The following is a 20,395-nucleotide window of genomic DNA, read 5'->3' as shown; positions in this document are numbered from 1 at the left end:
TTGTCCAGCATGTTTCCACGTGTTAAGAAAGAAGCGAAAAAGCACATACCAACGTTAAAAAAGCATCTCTTGGGGATGCAGATAAGCGACGGTCTTGCCTATAAAGCAGCCACATATGCGATTCTCACGATCTTTGGGTTTGTGTTCTTATATCCGCTGCTTTACATGTTGTCGGCAAGCCTTATGTCTAACCTGGACCTGGTTGACAACAGTGTGGAGTGGATTCCATCCACTCTATATACACTGAACTATGAGTTGACATGGAATGCGCTCAAACTCCCGAACTCGTTCGTTACGACTGCTTTAGTAGCAGGCGCTTCGACAATAGGTGTCATTGTGTCTTCTGCGGTCATAGGCTACGGTTTGGCACGTTTCGAATTTAGAGGTAAGAGTATCGTGTTTGCCTTGCTGCTGTTTACCTACATCGTTCCAAAAACGCTGTTATTCATTCCTAGATTTCAGATTTTTACCGAGATGGGGCTGAAAGGGAATCTCGGGGCGCTTGTGGTGCCTGCATTAAGCGGTCAAGGAGAGCAAGCAGCACTCTTTATTCTGATCTTCTATCAGTTCTTCAAAATGATTCCGAAGTCGTTGGAGGAAGCCGCATATATCGATGGAGCAGGTGCCTTTAAGACGTTCTGGAAGATTGCGATCCCGATGGTTGGTCCGGCTTTTATTATCGTAGGGGTTTACGGATTCTCTATCTATTGGAATGAGACGTTCTTAACTTCCTTCTATTTGGATGGTAAGATTCAGACCGTTCCTATGCTGTTAGGAGAATTGGGCAATAATCTCAACGGAGCGATCAAAGCTAGCGGTGCGGGCGATATCAGCAAGAATCCGAACTTAAGCTATACGGAGGCCAAGGCCTTTGCAGGGACCCTCCTATCTATTCTTCCGCTAGCCATCATGTATCTAGTTGTACAAAGGTGGTTCGTAGAAAGTATCGACAAGACCGGTATCACCGGTGAGTAAAAACTTGCAGAGAGAGGTATCGCTTATATGTTAAAGGTAACGGTATGGAATGAGAATCGACATGAGCAGCATAATCCGGTTGTGGGTGAGATATACCCAGAAGGAATCCATGGCGCGATTGCGAGATTTCTAATAGAAGCAGGATTTGATGCGGGAACAGCTACTCTGGATGAACCCGAACACGGCCTAACCGATGAGGTGTTAAACCATACGGATGTGCTGATCTGGTGGGGACATCTTGCGCACGAAGAAGTGAAAGATGAAATTGTCAACAAAGTAAAGCAGCGCGTGCTGGATGGAATGGGATTGATCGTGCTTCACTCCGGTCATTTCTCCAAGATCTTCAAAGCATTAATGGGCACAAGCTGCGATCTAAAATGGCGCGAAGCGAATGAAACGGAACGTCTCTGGGTTGTGGCGCCGAGCCACCCGATTGCAGAAGGAATCGGCGAATATATCGAATTGGAAAAAGAAGAAATGTACGGCGAACATTTTGATATTCCGGCACCGGATGAGCTTGTTTTGGTGAGCTGGTTTGAAGGCGGCGAAATATTCCGAAGCGGCTGCACCTATACGCGCGGAAACGGAAAAGTATTTTATTTCAGACCGGGACATGAAACTTACCCGACATATCATAACCCAGAAATTCAACGTGTCATTGTGAATGCAGTTAGATGGGCTCAGCCTGTCAAGCGCAATCGCCCGGTATATGGTCATGCGCAGCCATTAGAACTCATTGCGGAGAAAGTGAACTGATATTTACATGAAGGTAAAGTTGCAATAGATTCTGACGGTGTTGGGGGGGACCTGACATGAATAAGTATCGAATCGGTCTGATCGGATTGGGAGGGATGGCTCAAGAGCATATTCGGCGGATGAATGCCGAAGGTCGTTTTGAGATCGTTGCAGTAAGCGATGTGAACGATGATGCGTTGGCCATTATTGGTGATCAGCTTGGAATCACCGCAGGCAAGCGTTATGTAAGCTTCTTGCGGTTGATAGAAGATCCTGACGTTGATGTCGTAGTATCCGTGACACCAAATAACGTCCATGCGGACATCATCCGTGCCTGCCTCCTGGCACGTAAACCGTTCTTAGCTGAGAAGCCGTTTACTCGAATATTTGAGGAGGCAGTACCGCTGTTGGAGCTGTACGAGCAGCAGCCGGTACCGGCCATGATTGGCTTTACCTACCGCTATACACCAGCTTTCCGGTATGCGCGGGAGCTCGTGCGAGATGGAAAGATAGGAGCAGTGAGCAGCTTCTCGGCTCAGTATTTGCAGGGATGGGGTGCACCGCAATATAACGTCCCTTATGTGTGGAGATTCGATAAGGATATTACCGGTACTGGAACGCTTGGCGATCTGGGATCGCATATGATCGATCTGGCGCGCTTTATCTTCGGAGAATTCGTGGAGCTGTCTGCACAGCTCTACACGATCGTACCAGAACGAATAGATCCTGTGAGCGGAAACATGGTCAAGATCGAGGTTGACGACTTCGCGAGTTTCCAAGCACGGATGACAGGAGACGTCTTAGGTGTCTTCCAGACAACGCGCAACGCCATCGGATCAGGCAATCAACACGAGATATCCATCTATGGAGATTGTGGTACGATTCACGCTTCAACGCTAGATCCGGATCAGCTCATCTGGATCCGCGAGGAAGCGCCAGGACAACTGGTGAAGATGACGCTCGAAGTACCGAATCATTGTAAGGTCAAGCAGTACGCGGATTTCTTGTCAATGCTTGATGGCTGCTGCACAGATGGACTTCCTGGTTTTATGGATGGCTATCGCAACCAAGAGGTGTTAGATGCTGTCATCAGGGCTAGTGAAGGGAAGGCCGTGATTCGCTTATAAAACAGGATGGGGGTGCCATAAACATGTTGTTTCATCGTAAGAAGTACGGCAGGTCCATGATCATTCTGCTGGGTTGCCTGATGCTCATGTCGGCGGGATGCAGCAAGCAAACCAGCATCAAAGCAGAAGAGGTGAAGGTTCAGAATATGGTGAAGTCGATCACGACAGACAAGGCAGCTTATGCACCGGGTAACCCGGTAAAATTCACATTGCAGATGAATCAACCCATAAGCGGGGCTAAACTGAATGTGCAGTATCGTCATCTGGATGAACTTATCGGGCAACAGGAGCTGCACCTGGAAGGAAACGAAGCAATTTGGGATTGGACGCCGCCTGAGGCGGACTTCAAAGGGTATATGGTCGAGGTGTTCCTTTCTGAAAAGGGCGAAGTAAAGGACCAATACAATATCGCGGTGGACGTCTCCTCCGACTGGAGCAAGTTCCCTCGTTATGGCTATCTGGCTGATTTTTATGAGATGAGAACAGAGGATATGGCCAAGGTTATTAACCGTCTGAATCGTTTCCATATTAACGGTATACAATTCTATGATTGGCAGTACAAGCATCATGCGCCGATTAAGATAGAGAACGGAGAGCTCGCTAAGCAATGGAAGGATATTGCGAACCGGCCCGTTGCTTCGAGTACGGTCAAAGGCTATATCGATTTGGCCCATGAACACAATATCAAAGCGATGAATTATAATTTGATATTTGGTGCGTATGAAGACGCGGAGCAAGACGGAGTGAAGAGCGAGTGGGGGCTGTATAAGGATCCAAACGCCACCGAGCAGGACAAACATCCGCTTCCGGATAGTTGGCCGAGCGACATTATGGTATATGATCCAGCGAACCCGGAATGGCAAGATTATTTGATCGAACAGGAGACGCGGGTGTTTGAAAAGCTTCCTTTTGATGGTTGGCATGTGGATCAACTGGGTGACCGGGGATCGCTGTGGACCGCCAAAGGGGATATTGCTTCGCTTCCTTCAGGGTATGTGTCTTTTCTGCAGGCTGCCAAGCAGAAGCTGGATGTGGATTATGTCATGAATGCGGTAGACCAGTACGCTCTGACGGACCTGGCTGCGAATGCGCCGCTAAATTTCCTCTATACTGAAGTATGGGGCGGACATCCAAGGTACAACAACCTCAAGGATATTATCGATAAGAATAAGGTATTCAGCCAAGATAGATTGAATACCGTGCTTGCCGCATATATGAACTATGGCAAGGGCAGCTCGAAGGGAGAGTTCAATACACCGGGAGTTCTGCTCACGGATGCGGTGATCTTTGCTTCCGGCGGCGCTCATTTGGAGCTTGGCGAGAATATGCTCTGCAGTGAGTATTTTCCGAACCGGAATCTGAGTATTCCTAAGGAGCTGGAGCAGCAATTGGTTCGATACTATGACTTTATGGTCGCCTATCAGAATCTGCTGCGCGACGGGCTGGAAAATACCAAGGTAACGGCTCAAGGAGCCGGCGATGTGCCAATATCCCCGTATGCTTCACAAGGTAAAGTGTGGTCATTTGCCAAGCATAAGGATGGAATGGACATCGTCCACTTTATTAATTTTACAGATGCGGTGACGATGAACTGGAATGACAACGAGGGGACTCAAGTCGAGCCGACTGAACGCAGCAATGTGAAGGTTGCGATTCAAACTAGCAAGAAAGTGGACCGCATTATGTTCGCTTCTCCGGACTACTATAACGGATCGCCTGTGGAGCTTAAGTTTGAACAGAAGGACGATCAAGTATCTCTTGAACTGCCGAAGCTGAAATACTGGGATATGGTCAAGATAGCTTATAAATCAGAATAAATCTTAACAGGTTGATTATGGTCAGATACCGCCATAATTGACCTGTTTTTTGTTAGCCGAATATTTGCCAGGCCATTAGACAAGCCTAATACAGTTAACCCGACGCAGCGGGATGAATTGAAGAACATTAGGTGTGAATAACATGGTCCCGCTATTGTTAGAGACTCGGCACCCATAGGCTTGGAGGAATACATATGCCATTATTACTTGCAATCGCAATCAGTACAGGGTTATTATCCGGGGTATGGGCAGTGTTTAGCATGACACTGGGGCTCATCACGTTCGCTGGATTCCTCGGATGGTCTACATACTTTGCAGCGGGCGGTGGAGCGAAAGGACTCCAGACTGCGCTCGCGACGAACTTCAGCGGTGTCCTCTGGGGGTTCCTCATCGTACAGATGACGGACCTGTTTATACTCGTTATTGGAGACGCGCTGGGACTGGGGCTCGCAACAGCAATCGGCGCGGGAGCGATGTGCTTGCAGTCCCGTTGGAAACCGCTAGGATATATACCTGGAGCGTTCATCGGCAGCTCCACTTTCTTCGCGACTGGCAACGATTTAAGCGGCGCGATATCCGGGCTCATACTCGGAGCGCTGCTTGGCTTTATTTCCGAGAAGGGAACAGCGCTGATCAGGCCGACTAAGACGCGCTGATTTAGCGATTTGTTGAAGCAGTCTAGCAAGTTATTATTTTCCATAATTAAGAATGTTATCGATAACTTGATTATATGAACTAGGTATTCTATGATAGTGGTGTGCTGACCAGAAATGTGAATGCGGCACGCTTAGCGCATATGTAACCGCTTCATCCAATGGTGATTGGGTGATACTAGCAGCAGATTTTCAATACAATGGTAAAAAGATATGTTAATGCGAGATTAATCATTAATAGTCAGGGGAGAGCTTGAGTATGGTACAAAAGTGGTTCGAAGAAGCCAAGCTGGGTATCTTTATTCACTATGGCATCTACGCGGTCGATGGGATTTCGGAGTCTTGGTCATTTTACAATGGAAGAGTTTCTTATGAAGACTACATGAAACAGCTGGATGGCTTCACAGCCAAGCACTTTGATGCAGACAAGTGGGCAGATCTAATCGAGAAGTCCGGTGCAAAATATGCGGTTCTGACGACAAAGCATCATGATGGTGTAGCCCTGTTCGATACCCAGTACAGTGATCTGAACGTCGTGAAGAAGACGCCTGCTAAGAAAGATATCATTAAGGAATATGCCGAGGCGATTCAGAAGCGCGGTATTAGAACAGGGATGTATTACTCCCTTATTGATTGGTCCCATCCGGACTATCCAAGTGTATACTCAGAAGGCATCGTGCCGGAAGATCCAAGCCAGATGAACAAGTTCGCTTATCCTACTGACGGTGTACAGGATGAAGAGGCTTGGAAGCGTTTCTTGGAGTTCAACAACAACCAATTGAAAGAAATTCTGACCAATTACGGCACAGTAGACCTTCTCTGGTTCGACGGAGACTGGGAGAGAAGCGCGAAGCAATGGGGATTGCCTGAATTCAAAGATTATCTCTTAACGTTCAATAAGGATCTTATTATCAACTCGCGCTTGCAAGGTCACGGCGACTACAAAACGCCTGAGCAAGGTATTCCAATCACGCGCCCTGTGGGTCCGTGGGAATTCTGCACGACGATCAACAGCTCTTGGGGTTATCAGCATGCCGATAATGATTACAAATCCTTGAATCAAATTATCCGCATGTTCTGTGATTGCATCACGCTGGGCGGCAACATGCTGCTTGATATCGGACCTCGAGAAGACGGTACGATCGATGAGCGTCAAGAAGCTATTTTGCTTGGCCTTGGCGAGTGGATCAAGACGCATGAAGAAGCGGTATTTGGCACTGACGAGGGAATTCTTCCACGTTACTTCCTGGGCGGCAGCACCGTATCCAAAGATAAGAAGACACTGTATCTGTTCGTCTATGACAAGCCAACAGAATGCCTATGCCTAAAAGGTCTGTCCAACAAGATCAATAAGATCACAGTGCTCCACTCTGGCAAAGAGCTTACGCATGAGATTCATGGCGGAGTACCTTGGTTCAACATTCCGGGCACAACCTGGATTAACATGACAGAGGAAGATGCACACGATCGAGTTACTGTACTCAAGCTGGAGCTTGACGGTGAGCTTGATATGTACGGCGGTTCTGGCGCAGTAGTTACACATAACTAATTTAAACATATTAAGTGGCGATCGCTTCTCAGCAAGGCTTGGGGAGGGTCGCCATTTTTCATGTGAATGTCAAATCGCGTAAAATAACCATTGCCAATATATGTACAAATCTGATATCCTATTATTCCTTCTCTCTACGCATACACCAATCTGAAGTCAACTCTAGGAGGTGTAATGTGCTATTTACGGTCTTGGCAAGAAAGGCATATGCTCGTAATCTACAGTACCGCGGCGCACATATGGTGCACAACATTGCGAGCTTTATGTTCGGGTTTATCTACGTATCGATCTGGGCTGGAGTTGGGGCAGACAACTCACTTGGAGAGTACGGGGTGCACGGCATGACGTCGTACATCGCATTTAACCAATGCGTCATCTGGTTAACGCTGTTTCAGAGCAACGGTCTTGGTATCGCAGGTTCTGTGCGAACAGGACAGATCGCATTCGATATGATGCGGCCTGTGCATTTGTTCTATGAACGAATGAGTCGGGAATGGGGACAGCAGTTCTACCAACTGATCTACAAATTTCTGCCGATCTACACACTCTACTTCTTTATCTTCTCACTTCAACTTCCAAATGATTTTACAGTCTATGTATGGACAGCAATCGCTATCCTGATGGGGGCGTACATCTCGATCTGCATCCAGTTCCTGATCGGGATCGCTGCGCTCTGGACAACGGAGTCCAGATGGCTCTACTGGGTTAACTACGCGTTAACAATGCTGCTCTCCGGATTCTTTATTCCGCTGGAATGGACGCCAGACTGGCTTCGTGCTATTGGCTTAGCATTACCTTATCCGTATCTTCTCTATTATCCAAACCGCATCTACATGCAAATGGAATCCGCCAGCGTGCTGTCGGGGGCTGTCGCATGGGCTGTGTGTCTGACAGGCGTGTGCTTGCTCGGAACAGCGATGATGCGGCATCGATTGGAGGTGCAGGGCGGATGAACCACGCGTTCAAGATGTATGTGCTGCTCATACGCGCCAGCTTGCGGAGCGGGATGCAGTACAAGTTCAACTTTCTGATCTCAACGTTTATGGCTGCACTTATCAATCTGTCCGAATTCCTGATGATCGCGCTCGTGTTGGCTAAGTTCGGCAGCATCAAGGGATGGTCGATCTATGAGGTGGGCTATCTGTACTCGGTTATTATGCTATCGAAGGCAATCTACCGTTCACTGGCTTCAGACGTTCATCATCTGGAAAAATACTTGGTTAGCGGCGACCTAGACGCGCTGCTTATTCGACCGGTGCCAGTGCTGCTCGCGCTCATGACTCAGAATTATCGAATACTGTTCGGGGAGTTCGGTCAAGGCATCATCATCTTAACGTTGGCCATGAACGGTCTGATGCAATCGGGTCAGATTGGCTGGGAAGCGATACCGCTCACGATCATCGTGATCTTATCGGGGTCGGTTATCTTATTCTCAATCGGGCTGGTAACGGCGACATTCGGCTTCTGGATCACGCGCATTGAAGAACTACAGAACATCACAGAGGATGCGGCGCGCACGGCGGCACAGTATCCGCTTGATTTGTACCCAGGCTGGTTGAAGATGTCGCTGATTATATTCATACCGGTCGGGATCGCTAACTACGTTCCTGCGTTGTATATCCTGCGGGATCAGTATGGCTTGTGGTTGATTGGGGCGGTGATTGTGTTTGCGGTGCTGTTTCTGCTGCTCGGACTCTGGTTCTGGAGATTCGGTATATCTCGCTATCAGAGTACGGGGACTTAGTGATAAGAGCGATCATATTGGAAATGGGGGGACATGATGATATCCGTTCAACAATTACATAAATCGTTTCGGATTCCGGTCGTGAAGGAGGGAGCGTTTGGCAGCATTAGAAGCTTGCTGTCCCGGGAATACCGCGAGAAGGAAGCGGTGAAGGACATTAGCTTCACCATTAATCAAGGGGACTTTGTCGGCTATATCGGGCCGAACGGAGCGGGCAAGTCCACGACGATCAAGATGCTCACCGGTATCCTGCACCCTTCGAGCGGGGAAGTGCTTATCCACGGGCTGAGTCCGCAGCGCAATCGACGCCAGGTGGTGCGCCACCTGGGCGTGGTGTTCGGCCAGCGGAGCCAGCTGTGGTGGGATCTGCCTGTGCGCGATTCCTATGACATCCTAGTCGCGATGTATCGGCTGGATGAGGAGCGGAAGCGCAGCAGGCTGCAGGAGCTTGAAGCCCTGCTTGGGCTTCAAGAGATCATGGACACTCCCGTGCGCAAGCTGTCGCTGGGTCAGCGGATGAGGGCTGACCTGGCTGCTGCGCTGCTGCACGACCCGGACATCCTGTTCCTTGATGAGCCGACGATCGGCCTCGATGTGATCGCGAAGCGCAGCATTCGCGGCCTGCTGAAGCGGCTCAATCAAGAGCAGGGCAAGACGATCCTGCTGACGACGCACGATATGGACGATATCGAGGAGCTGTGCGACCGCGTGATCGTTATCAACAACGGTGCGCTCGGCTTCGACGGCACGCTGGATGAGCTGCGCTCGCGCATAGGGTTGCCGACGGTGCTGAAGATCAGCTACCACGGCGCGGTGCGTGTTCCGGCAGCTTGGGAGCAGCCGTTTCACGTGGAGAGCGCGAATGGGCGCGAGCTCGTCATCCACTGCAATCGCAACGAGCTGACCGCGATGGATGTGCTGCGCGTCGTCAGCGAATGGGGCGACATGAACGATGTCCATATGGAAGAGCCCGCGTTCGAGGACGTCGTACATCGGATTTACTGATCTAGCGCGGTTTTTCCCAGTTACAGCGTGCGAAGTGGGCATCGGGAGCGGTATAACGGGGAAAAACCGTCTTACACGGGCGCAGAGGGGAGTGAACAGACCTGTGCGAGTGATCTAACAGGGTTTTTCCCAGTTACAGCGTGCGAAGTGGGCTTCGGGAGGGAGATAACGGGTAAAAACCGTCTTACACTAGCGCGGTGGAGAGTGAACATACCTGGGTGAGTGATCAAACGGGGTTTTTCCCTGTTACAGCGTGCGAAGTGGGGCTCGGGGAGCGGGATAACGGGTAAAACCGTCTTACGCAGGCGGAGTGGTGGGGCGAGGGGATGAGAATTTAATCAATCGCTACTGCACATATAGGGAAACAACATTGTATAATGTTTAATGGAAGTATTTTGAAACTTAGTTTCACTATATGAAACTTCGATGATGGAGGAGGGCTCGTTATGAGTTATTCATTTGCAGGGATCGATCATGTTCAATTGGCAGCTCCAGAAGGGTGTGAAGCAGAGGCTAGGAAATATTACGCTGACATGCTAGGCTGGGTTGAAATCCCGAAACCGGAGAGCTTGCGCGCTCGCGGGGGTGTGTGGTTCCAATGTGGTCTGCACCAAGTGCATATTGGAGTCCAGAAGGATTTTGTCCCTGCGAAGAAGGCCCATCCGGCATTTCAGGTTATTCATCTGGATGCACTCCGAGAGCATCTTGTGACCCATCATTGCGCGGTAATTGACGACGATGCACGTCATGATGAGGGGATAAAGCGGTTCTATGTGAACGATCCGTTTGGCAATCGGTTGGAGTTCCTTGAAGCGCTGTAGAATCGAAGCTGATGTACCGATTGTGATGGCTATGTACGTCATATTTTAGTTTGAGGTAGAGACACCGTCACTGCAGGAGCCGCAGCAATTATAAGCTGACACTGTTATGAAGCACCACAGTCAAGTGGTCTATAGCTTAGATCGCTGCGGCTTACTAGTGTGCGGCAACTACATTACAACTGCTGCCGGATGTGTTTTGCGGTCATATCGATATAGGATAATCGCTGCGACAGAGCAAATGAGAGCACATACCGCAATAAAAGCATACCCCGCTTGAAGCCCGATTAGGAGGCCCTTCTCGGCGCCATGCAGTGATGTGAAGATCTGCTTGAATGTATCCGTGATCCATCCGACGAGGAAGTTTCCGATAACACTGGCAATGCCCATCATTGTAACCGTAAACGTAATGGCCATATCAGCACCATGCGGGTAACGCTTGGCAAGGAGCGCCATGACTGTCGGATAGATCGGTGCGATACCGATACCAGCAAGCGCAAATAAAAAAGCGCCGGATGGTCCAATCAGAATGCCCCCCAGCGAACATGCGCCTGAGATGACAGGGAAGATGATTAACGATTTGGTGAAACCGATCTTGTCGATAATCGGCCCGAACAAGAGTCGAGCCATCATAAAGAAGAAGAAAAATAAAGACAGCATTCCAGAAGCAGCCGAAGCTTCCCACTGGTAAGCTTTTTCCAAATAATTGACCAGCCAACTGCCGACCGCCAACTCGGACACGACGCCAAACGATAGAATCATCACAATGATCCATGCCGCAGGATCGCTTACATACTGCTTCATCGAGATAGGCTTGCTTCCTTCAACCGTGCTCTTAGGAAACTTCGCGCCTATGGATGGAAGCATCGGAATGATGGCAAGCGAGATCATGATCAAATACATACCGCGCCAGCCGAGCTCAGCGCCTCCCACGGATACGCCCATTAGATAAGTGGCGATGATCGGTGCAACCATGGAACTCAGTCCGTAGAAGAAATGAGACAAGCTCATCATCGTCCCTGTATTGTGTGTGAATACCCTTGCCGCAAGCAGCGCTAAGCCAATCTCGAGCATGCCGTTGCCTACATACATGAAGAAATAGGATACCGAGAGAAAGGTATAATTGACCGAGTAATAGATTAAAATGCCCGATAATGTCATGGAGCCAAAGGCGAGCATGGTAACGGTCTTTAAACCTAGCTTCCTGCTCAATATTCCCGTAAAGCTGCACGCTAGCAGATATCCCAATGAATTCAAGGACAGCAGCAGGCCAAGCTGCATCTCATCCAGCGAGAAGTCGCTTTGCATGCGGGGGATAGCGGGACCTTTAATATTTTCCGAAAAGCCGAAGATCAGGAATCCCGTGAATACGATGATGATCAGCAGCATACGATTGCGTTTATTCGTTAATTCTTGGCCTGGATTCATGGTAAATATCCTCCGATAATAGAAATCACTGACTTTATATCAACACTTGGTCTAAAATGGGTCTCGCCTTCTCATACTCATTATGGTAACCGCCGATGTCAGGCTCTGTGATGAATTCAAAGCCAGCCTTCAGATAGATTCCAATGGCCTTGTAGCTCCAGGTCTGAGTAGGAAGGTAGATGTCTCGATCCCCCTCGATTGCCAACATGCGCTTCATTCCCTCGAATACGATCGCTTTGCCGAGCCCCAAGCCTTGATAGCTAGGTTTTACGGCAACCCAATGCAGCCACGGGTCACGTCTTTCGGAAGAGTAAGCCCACCATTTTGTTAATGTAGCGACTTTTTCTTGTTCAGGGCTGACGATGAACATCGTGCGTCTTTTTAGCTCAGGAAGAAAAGGCAGGTATTCTCTTTGAAAATAAGCCAATGCCTTATCGGTATTTTCAAACTCTCCTACAGAAGTTTCGATCTCAGCCCATGCATATTCATCTCCGGATTGAAAGAGACAATAGGTATAACCTTCGGGCAATTGAGGTTCGGGGATACGTGTTCCGGCCTTGCGCTGTAAAATAATCCGATGAAAAGGAATAGACTTGTCGAGCATGTTTGTTCACGATCCTTTCCTTATGCAGCTTGTATGATTTGAACGTAACTATATTAGCATTCCATGTGCTAGTCAATATCAAAGTTCATGCCCCTGATGTAAACAATTACTACTATAATAGTTAGAACAGCAATGTTTAAATTTAAATGACTAGGTGATTTCTTATCGCAAACCGCCTACAATAGAGATAACTGTAAAATGGTTAGCAGGGTGCTAAAATAAAGTAGTCGCAGACTGAGTAACGTCATGTACCATGACTATTCCAGTCATCAGAGGAGGATACACATGATAACAATCGAACCCGGGGCCGTTCAGCAGCTTCTGGATCGCTTGAAGGATCAAGAAGTTTATATACATCTCGAAATGACCACTGGAGCATACGCTAGCCAGCGTGATCAATCTAAGCTGACGGCTTCGGCATTTCTGAGCAATGCCAAGATTCGTTACGGGCAGGGCTCCATCGCAGGCGATGGTCCGTACCGCATCGGATTAAAGACCGAGCTCGGATGGGTGTATGCACAAGGGCTCACGCATTGGGAAGAGACGGAGCAGGATCGTCTTATTGCCGCAGGTCATGACGGTGATGGCAAGCTCGTTGTTGCGCTGCAGCTGTCACGAGAACCATTTTAATAGGAAATGAACTGATTAAGAGAAGCAGAAGGTGAAGGTAATGGAGCAGCAACGAATATTGGCTGTATTTGCTCACCCTGATGATGAGACCATCGTCGGAGGGACGCTGATTCAACATATTAAACAAGGCGCGCACGTAACCTATGTCTGCATGACGTTAGGGGAAATGGGACGGAATATGGGGGTCCCGCCGTTTGCAAGTCGTGTTACCTTGCCCCTCATTCGGCAGCGTGAGTTAGCTGAGGCATGCCGAACGCTCGGCATTCAGGATGTGCGTCACTTAGGCTTGCATGACAAGATGGTAGAGTTCGAGGATCTGGATCTATGGGCGCAGAAGATGAGTCAGATTATTGAAGAGCTGCGGCCGGATATCATTTATACATTTTACCCAGGACTAAGTGTTCATCCGGATCATGATGCTTGCGGAGAGATCGTTATCCGAGGTGTGAAGAGCATGCCTGCTGCAAGCAGACCAGAGGTTCGCTGTGTGGCGATGACTAGCAATTGCAAGGATGTGCTTGGGCCGCCTCATTTCGTAAACGATGTGAGCGAGTGGGTGGATCAGAAGGTGCAAGCCATTAAGGCGCACAAGTCACAATTTCAACTGATGCTGGGCGACTATGGTCCAGAGAAGAAAGAGCGTTATAAGCGGGAGCGCATGTGGCGTTATCAATTTTAAAATGGGCAATAAGAATGAAGGCAGAGCGATACCAATCGCTTTGCCTTTTTATGTGTGGATGCGTCGGTTAACTTAAGTACGGTCTAAAAGTGATAGAGTGAGGAGATAGCTGGTTTTTACCCCGTTACAGCGTGTGAAACGCACAGGTAAGGTGAGATAACGGGGAGAAACCGTGTTACAGAGCCGAGGTCGCCGCGCGGATGGTGCAGCCTGAGCGATCTAACTGGTTTTTTCCCCGTTACGGCGGGTGAAACACGCAGGTTGTGTGAGATAACTGGGAAAAACCGTGTTACAGAGTCGAGTCCGCCGCACGGATGGTGCAGCGTGAGCGATCTAACTGGGTTTTTCCCCGTTACGGCGGGTGAAACGCGTAAGTAAGGTGAGATAACGGGGAGAAACCGTGTTACAGAGTCGGGGTCGTGTATAGGTATTGTGATGTGTGATGAGCAACGCGAGGTCGCGGCGGCACAAAAAAAGCGCCTCGCACGAGGCTAAGACGTCCAAGGGAGACGTCACGGCCGTGCAAGGCGCTGCGGCTTATTTAAACCAGCCTTTCTCCTTGAAGCGGGTGATGGCTTCGATTCGATTGCTGACATCCAGCTTATCGAGAATGACCGAGATATAATTGCGGACGGTACCTGTCGTGATGTACAGCTCGTCTGCAATTTCCTTCGTGTTCTTGCCGTCTGCGATGAGCCCGAGAACCTCATTTTCACGTTCCGTTAACGGATTCGCTTCACCGTAGGCATCATCGATCAGCTCTGGTGCGTAAATGCGCCGTCCAGCCATCACGCTCCGAATCGAGCTGGCGAGCTCTTCGCTCGGGCTGTCCTTCAGCAGATAGCCTCGAACGCCGGCCTTCAAGGCGCGCTCGAAGTAACCGGAGCGGGCAAATGTCGTCAAGATGATGACCTTGCAGCCAGTACCTTTGATCTCCTCCGCAGCCTCCAAGCCGCTCTTCACAGGCATCTCAATATCCATGATGCATATATCCGGCTTGTGCTGGTGAACTAAAGCGACCGCATCTTCACCATTGCTTGCCCGACCTACAACTTTCATATCCTCTTCCATATCCAGCAGGGTAGCAAGAGCGCCTAGCAGCATCCGCTGATCCTCTGCGATGACGATATGAATCATAGCTAAGCCTCCTCTTCTGGCTGAAAGACGACGTTCGGAATTCTCATCGTGACGATCATTCCTTGATCGGAACTGATCTCTAGACTGCCATTCACGAATTCCAGACGCTCCTTCATACCCCGCAATCCATTTCCTCTATAATGACGATTCTGTTCGTCAATTCCAATGCCATTGTCCCTCACGCGAAGCACGAGCTCTGAATTCGTTGGCTCAATCGAGACCCAACAAGCGGTTGCCTGACTGTGCTTGACCACATTCGTGACGGCTTCCTTCAGGCACATGCTTAGCACATTCTCGTTCAGCAGCGAGGTGTTGTGCAGCTTCGGATCTCCTTCCAGCGTAAACTCGATATGAGCAGCCTTTAATATTTGCCTGATCCGATGCATTTCATCTTCTAGTCTGGTGCCTCTCATCTGCGTAATCAGCTCTCGAACTTCCTTAAGAGCCGTCCTGGCGGTCTGGTGGACATCGTTAATCTCCGCTTGAGCCTGCTCTATATCCTTCCTCATCAGCTTCCCGGCTAGATCACTCTTCAATCCGATCAGCGCCAGCTTCTGACCCAGCGTGTCGTGAAGATCACGCGCGATGCGCTGCCGCTCCTCGAGCTTCACGAGCTCAGAGATACGCTTGTTGGCATCCTCCAGCATCCCCTGCAGCTTCTCACGCTTGTTGCGGTTGTACGTATTGACTGGAAGGAGGATAACCCCGATTAAGTTCATCAGAACAAATGGAAACTGTGCGATGAGAATCGGATTGCGTGTGACAAAGCCGTAGTTGATCGCAATAATCATACTGACGAGATGGATCGTATAGAGGACGAAGAAACCGATCTTATTCTGTATATTACCGATAAAATAGGCAAGGAAGATGGAGAAATACACATAACCGAATATCAAGGTCATGGCAATGGAGATGATGATCTGTACACTGGTCCAGAAGTAGACCTGCCAGCCCTTCGACACGAATGCGAGCACATAGCAGATGAAGAAGAGAATAACCATAACAAAGCCGGACACGACCTCATAAGTTGAGGATGACCGGAAGATGAAATAGAAAGGGAGGATGTAGAATACACCCCACACATATAGACTAAGACCAGTATTTTTCTGAAATATCTGATACCACTTCTGCATGGTGCCTCCCTATATTCCGCAAACCTATATTAAATTTTATTTTATCACAAATAAAAGAATAGACGTCTACTTTCCTTCTAAGCCTGGGCGAGGAATTTTGATCTTCGCTGCCGCGCCTTCTTGGTCGCGAAGCCGTCTCTTCATCTCCTTAAAGTTGATAAATGTCTTCGTATTCTCATCCCACAGATGGAAACGCAGCGACTTCAAGCTTGTGCGCAACGTAATCGTTGTTGCTTGTTGAAGCGGAGGTGTCGTATCATGCGCTTCCTCCAAATAATAATTTGGCACTCTCGGGCTTAGATGATGAACGTGGTGAAAGCCGATATTGCCCGTAATCCACTGCAGCAGCTTCGGCAGCTTATAGTAGGAGCTTCCCTCAACGGCCGCCTTTACGTAGCTCCATTCATCCCCATGCTCATAGTATGAGTCCTCGAACTGATGCTGTACATAGAACAACCAGATCCCGAGCATCCCCGATACGAGGAATATTGGGCCTTGAATGAGCAGAAATGCCTGCCATCCGACTAACCAGATTAGCAGGGTATAGAGGGCAACGATCGAGATGTTCGTTACGTACGTGTTGATTCGTTCCTTGCGCTTCGCTCCCTTGCGGTTAAAGCGGTATAGAATCAGAAATATGCCGATCGGACCAAGCACGAACATGACGATCGGATGGCGATACAGTCGATACATAAGACGGCGCCAAGGAGTAGCCGCAGCATATTCGTCGGTAGTCAGTACCCAGATATCGCCGATGCCGCGCTTATCTAGATTGCCGCTCGTCGCATGATGAACGGAGTGGCTGTATTTCCATTGCTGATAAGGACTTAGTGAAATGACGCCGGTGATCGTTCCCACGATTTCATTCGCCAGACGGCTCTTGAAGAAGGATTGATGGCAGCAGTCGTGAAATATAATAAATGCCCGGATCACAAACCCAGCTGTGATGAATCCAAAGGCAAGCGTCAGCCAGTATGATATCTCCAAACTAAAGTAGGCAGCACACCAGAACAGAACTAATGGGATTAAGGTGTTAAGCAATTGTCTAATGCTGATTCTCAGGTTCGTCTTCTCATAGGGGGCGATACTTTTCTTGAGCTGGATTTGCTTGGATTGAGACATCTCCTGTATTCCTCCTTCATATGACGCATGGAGATCGTTCCGAACGTCAGCGATAGTATTGGTTAGATTAATTGTAAGAAATACACTGGAATCAAAGTAGTCATAAACGTCAAGTGGCGAGTATGACAAATGTCATATACGAAAAGCAAATTACTTCCTTTTTTCACGTTTATTAGACAAAAATGGCTGCCGGCAGTATAACCGTCGGTTAAGCAAACGTACTTATTTGTTATGTTTGTTGGGAAATCTATACTATAATCACCTTTAAGGGCTTTTCGACAAAGGACGTGAACACGAAGTGAATAAGATAGATGAACTAAACGAGTTTACTGCAGTTAAGAGCTTTCGCTACCAGGATATGCTGCAGTGGCAGAAGGAACGGCGCAGTAAAGTGAAGGACTTGTCCTATATCGTCCCGACCGTGGATGAGGTGAAGCGAGAATATTTGCAGAACAACCGCAGCGAGGCGACGATTACGTTTATCGGGCATTGTACCTTTCTGATCCAGTTAGGCGGGCTCAATATCATTACTGACCCCGTGTGGGCCATGCGAATGGGATTCCAGAAGCGTATGTCGCGACCCAATGTCGCGATCACGGATCTGCCGGAGATCGATATCGTGTTGATCTCGCATAACCACTACGACCATCTGCATTATAGCTCGATCCGCAGATTGAAGGGACAACCGCTCTATCTCGTTCCGAAGGGGCTGGGGAACAGCTTTATGCGAAAGGGCTTGCGCCAAGTGAAGGAGTTCGAATGGTGGGACAGCCTACAGCATCAGTCGCTGCGCATGACCTTCGTGCCATCGCTGCATTGGTCGCGGCGCACGCTGTGGGATACGAATCGCTCCTTATGGGGCGGTTGGGTGCTGGAGGGAGCTGATCAGCAGTCTGTCTACTTTGTCGGCGACTCAGGGTATCATGATCATTTTCGAAGAATAGGGGAGCAGTTTCAGCTTCAGCATGTACTTATGCCGATCGGCTGTTATGAGCCGGAATGGTTTATGAAGAAGCAGCACATGACACCGGAAGAAGCAGTGCGCGCGTTTGATGAGCTTGGAGGCAAGCATTTTATACCGATGCATTATGATGCCTATCGACTGGCGGATGATACACCAAGGGAAGCGCTCGATCGTTTGCTGAATCGATGGGACGAAGCATATTCTGACCGCAGCGCCTTGCATATATTAAAGCGCGGGGAAACCTTCCCGATGATCTAAACAGCTAACGTCTAGAGCCGTTCTGACAGCAGGCTGCTGGTTGGAGCGGCTTTTGAACATGAAAGAAAACAACAGAGAGAGTTCATCACACATAATTAGGAAGGAACGATTCTTGATGAATCTAAGGACTAGGCTAAGGCATTACATAAAGGTACCGATCAATTTGTATTTAATCGCAATATCTGTTCTTGGCGTGGCTGTTTTTATCTTAAATATGGATTATCAAGTTCGAACTACCTCAGAATGGGTGCTGTTATTGGCGCTGGTCGGGTCTGTCCTGTTATTAAACCAGGTTGTATTCCAATTGCCGCCTGAAGGCAACAATCAATCCATGGACTCAGCTGTTTATTTAGCGTGTATCTTTACATTTGGATTGCAGCTAACGCTGGAGGTATTGCTGTTAAGCACGGTAATCTATGCCATATTAAAGCGTAAGCTTGAATGGTGGAAGCATCTGTTTAACTTCTCAGTGTACTGCATTATGATTACAGCTGTTTATAATGTGTTCACTCTGCTTGGCGGTAAAGTGGGCCCTCTGGATTCCAAAGATATTCTCATCTATATCATCTCGCTATTCACCTATTTCTTAATAAATTCGATAACGTTCGCTCTGTATTTCTATATTTTGATGAAGCGAAACTTCCTAGTTCTCCTTAAGAGTATGTTAAAAGAAACGGCTGCTGAGTATGTCAGTATGCTGCTGCTGTCGCTTGTATTATGCATGATCATCCCAACCGATCTCTACTTTGGCTTGCTCTTATTTCTAGTTATTTGCGTGATGCTATCCCTATCTTTTCAGCAATTCTACTATCTATATCAGCAGGTTTCCGATAAAGCGACACGGGATCGGAGAACTGGACTGTATAACCACGGTTACTTTGAAGAGCTCTTGGAGAAGGAGCTCAAGCAGGCTAAGGATGCCGATAACATCTTCAGTCTCATTGTTATGGATATCGATAGCTTCAAAACATATAATGATACGTTCGGACACATGAAGGGGGATAAGCTGCTTGGATTCTTCGGCGGCATGCTGTCAGATGCGTGCAAGACAATTGACTGTATCGTTGCTCGATATGGAGGAGATGAGTTTACGATCCTGATGCAAGGCAAGACGGAGAAGGAGGCATTCTCCTTCATTAATAACGTGCGTAAAAAGGTAAATGACTCTTATTTCGAGGGAGTTGAGATTTTTCCGCACGGCTGTTTAACCTTCTCCGCAGGCATCGCGCAATACCGCAAAGAAATTCATGACAAGTCACAGCTGCTCGATAAGGCAGATCAAGCGATGTACTATGCCAAAGTTCAGGGTAAGAATCTGGCTCATATCTATAATGAACAGTCGCTAATTCCAGAGTCGATTGACATTGAACAAGAGGTTGCCGAGATCGAGCAGCAGCTCAAGATCTTTCTGTCGAAAGACATCTATACGTTCCAGCACAGCAAACGGGTCTTCAGCTATGCGATGGACGTTTGTGAGTACATACCTTTAAGTCAGATGGAAAAGAGGTCGCTGATTCTCGGTGCTTTGTTTCACGACATTGGGAAGCTGGAAGTCCCTAAGCATATCTTGCAGAAGCAAGGCAAGCTGGATGCCGAGGAATGGATGATCGTAAAGAAGCACGTCGAATGGGGAAAAGAGATCGTATCCGCGATCGGCAAATATTCTGATCTGCTGCCGCTGATCGAGCTGCATCATGAGCGAATGGATGGCAAGGGGTACCCTCATGGCTTAAAGGGCGAGGAGATCCCGAAGATTGTACGAGTGTTAAGTGTCATCGATTCGTTCGACGCCATGACAACGGAAAGACCGTATCAGCCAACCAAAACATTTGATGAAGCGATCCAAGAACTGAAGCGCTGCTCTGGCAGCCAGTTTGATCCGGTATGTGCAGATGCCTTTATACAGATGATTGAGAAGAAGTATGACTTTAAGCTTGACTCTTCTAAAATGGCAGGCAGTTAACGGCGCAAATAGCGTGTATAATATTTCCTTCTGTGCGCAATCTATCGGTACAGG

The 20,395-nt window shown here is 48.5% G+C and carries 19 protein-coding genes; 14 read left to right on the top strand and 5 right to left on the bottom strand.

What is annotated here, in order from left to right; genetic code table 11:
• The first annotated feature begins 9 nt into the window (after window positions 1–9).
• From ACXX53_RS13135 to ACXX53_RS13090, 10 genes are all read left to right on the top strand, one after another.
• A complete protein-coding gene (locus ACXX53_RS13135) occupies window positions 10–975 on the top strand; it encodes a carbohydrate ABC transporter permease (protein ID WP_458569105.1) in 966 nt (321 codons plus the stop codon).
• Window positions 976–1,002: 27 nt separating this feature from the next.
• Window positions 1,003–1,731 (top strand): ThuA domain-containing protein, encoded by a 729-nt coding sequence (locus ACXX53_RS13130; protein WP_458569104.1) that lies wholly within the window; start codon window positions 1,003–1,005, stop codon window positions 1,729–1,731.
• Window positions 1,732–1,787: 56 nt separating this feature from the next.
• The gene (locus ACXX53_RS13125; RefSeq protein WP_458569103.1) at window positions 1,788–2,837 is read left to right on the top strand and encodes a Gfo/Idh/MocA family protein; all 1,050 of its coding nucleotides are present in this window, start codon (window positions 1,788–1,790) and stop codon (window positions 2,835–2,837) included.
• Between the two features lie 23 nt (window positions 2,838–2,860).
• Entirely contained in the window at window positions 2,861–4,654 is a 1,794-nt protein-coding gene (locus ACXX53_RS13120; protein ID WP_458569102.1) for a glycoside hydrolase family 66 protein, read from the top strand.
• A gap of 194 nt (window positions 4,655–4,848) precedes the next feature.
• Complete coding sequence (locus ACXX53_RS13115) at window positions 4,849–5,310, top strand: DUF1097 domain-containing protein (protein WP_458569101.1); 462 nt, start codon at window positions 4,849–4,851, stop codon at window positions 5,308–5,310.
• A 256-nt stretch (window positions 5,311–5,566) separates the two neighbouring features.
• Window positions 5,567–6,856 carry an alpha-L-fucosidase gene (locus ACXX53_RS13110; RefSeq protein ID WP_458569100.1) on the top strand — a complete coding sequence of 430 codons (1,290 nt, stop codon included), beginning with the start codon at window positions 5,567–5,569 and terminating at the stop codon, window positions 6,854–6,856.
• Between the two features lie 176 nt (window positions 6,857–7,032).
• Window positions 7,033–7,809 (top strand): ABC transporter permease, encoded by a 777-nt coding sequence (locus ACXX53_RS13105; RefSeq protein ID WP_458569099.1) that lies wholly within the window; start codon window positions 7,033–7,035, stop codon window positions 7,807–7,809.
• The gene (locus ACXX53_RS13100; RefSeq protein ID WP_458569098.1) at window positions 7,806–8,600 is read left to right on the top strand and encodes an ABC transporter permease; all 795 of its coding nucleotides are present in this window, start codon (window positions 7,806–7,808) and stop codon (window positions 8,598–8,600) included. The genes ACXX53_RS13105 and ACXX53_RS13100 overlap by 4 nt, the downstream gene beginning before the upstream one ends.
• A gap of 36 nt (window positions 8,601–8,636) precedes the next feature.
• Complete coding sequence (locus tag ACXX53_RS13095) at window positions 8,637–9,605, top strand: ABC transporter ATP-binding protein (RefSeq protein WP_458569097.1); 969 nt, start codon at window positions 8,637–8,639, stop codon at window positions 9,603–9,605.
• A gap of 446 nt (window positions 9,606–10,051) precedes the next feature.
• Entirely contained in the window at window positions 10,052–10,426 is a 375-nt protein-coding gene (locus ACXX53_RS13090; RefSeq protein WP_458569096.1) for a glyoxalase, read from the top strand.
• A gap of 168 nt (window positions 10,427–10,594) precedes the next feature.
• Here ACXX53_RS13090 and ACXX53_RS13085 read toward each other — a convergent pair whose 3' ends face one another.
• A complete protein-coding gene (locus tag ACXX53_RS13085) occupies window positions 10,595–11,851 on the bottom strand; it encodes an MFS transporter (protein ID WP_458569095.1) in 1,257 nt (418 codons plus the stop codon).
• A 34-nt stretch (window positions 11,852–11,885) separates the two neighbouring features.
• Complete coding sequence (locus tag ACXX53_RS13080) at window positions 11,886–12,455, bottom strand: GNAT family N-acetyltransferase (protein ID WP_458569094.1); 570 nt, start codon at window positions 12,453–12,455, stop codon at window positions 11,886–11,888.
• 285 nt (window positions 12,456–12,740) lie between these two features.
• On the opposite strand from ACXX53_RS13080, the gene ACXX53_RS13075 reads away from it, so the two are divergent.
• Window positions 12,741–13,085 (top strand): YojF family protein, encoded by a 345-nt coding sequence (locus ACXX53_RS13075; RefSeq protein WP_458569093.1) that lies wholly within the window; start codon window positions 12,741–12,743, stop codon window positions 13,083–13,085.
• A gap of 40 nt (window positions 13,086–13,125) precedes the next feature.
• On the top strand, window positions 13,126–13,764 hold the full coding sequence (bshB2, locus tag ACXX53_RS13070) for a bacillithiol biosynthesis deacetylase BshB2 (protein ID WP_458569092.1): 639 nt from the start codon (window positions 13,126–13,128) through the stop codon (window positions 13,762–13,764).
• Between the two features lie 537 nt (window positions 13,765–14,301).
• On the opposite strand, the gene ACXX53_RS13065 is transcribed toward bshB2, so the two are convergent.
• The 3 genes from ACXX53_RS13065 to desA form a co-directional block, all read right to left on the bottom strand.
• Window positions 14,302–14,901 (bottom strand): response regulator, encoded by a 600-nt coding sequence (locus ACXX53_RS13065; protein WP_458569091.1) that lies wholly within the window; start codon window positions 14,899–14,901, stop codon window positions 14,302–14,304.
• A 2-nt stretch (window positions 14,902–14,903) separates the two neighbouring features.
• On the bottom strand, window positions 14,904–16,034 hold the full coding sequence (locus tag ACXX53_RS13060; protein ID WP_458569090.1) for a histidine kinase: 1,131 nt from the start codon (window positions 16,032–16,034) through the stop codon (window positions 14,904–14,906).
• A 66-nt stretch (window positions 16,035–16,100) separates the two neighbouring features.
• Window positions 16,101–17,156: a Delta(5) desaturase DesA gene (desA, locus tag ACXX53_RS13055; protein WP_458569089.1), complete on the bottom strand. Its 1,056-nt coding sequence runs from the start codon at window positions 17,154–17,156 to the stop codon at window positions 16,101–16,103.
• 298 nt (window positions 17,157–17,454) lie between these two features.
• On the opposite strand from desA, the gene ACXX53_RS13050 reads away from it, so the two are divergent.
• A complete protein-coding gene (locus ACXX53_RS13050) occupies window positions 17,455–18,378 on the top strand; it encodes an MBL fold metallo-hydrolase (RefSeq protein ID WP_458569088.1) in 924 nt (307 codons plus the stop codon).
• 214 nt (window positions 18,379–18,592) lie between these two features.
• Window positions 18,593–20,341, top strand: coding sequence for a bifunctional diguanylate cyclase/phosphohydrolase (locus ACXX53_RS13045; RefSeq protein ID WP_458569087.1), 1,749 nt, complete (start codon window positions 18,593–18,595; stop codon window positions 20,339–20,341).
• Window positions 20,342–20,395 lie beyond the last annotated feature (54 nt).

This window comes from Paenibacillus marinisediminis (assembly GCF_054343325.1).
The sequence above is the reverse complement of the archived record's forward strand: the minus strand, read 5'-3'. Positions and strand labels throughout refer to the sequence as shown.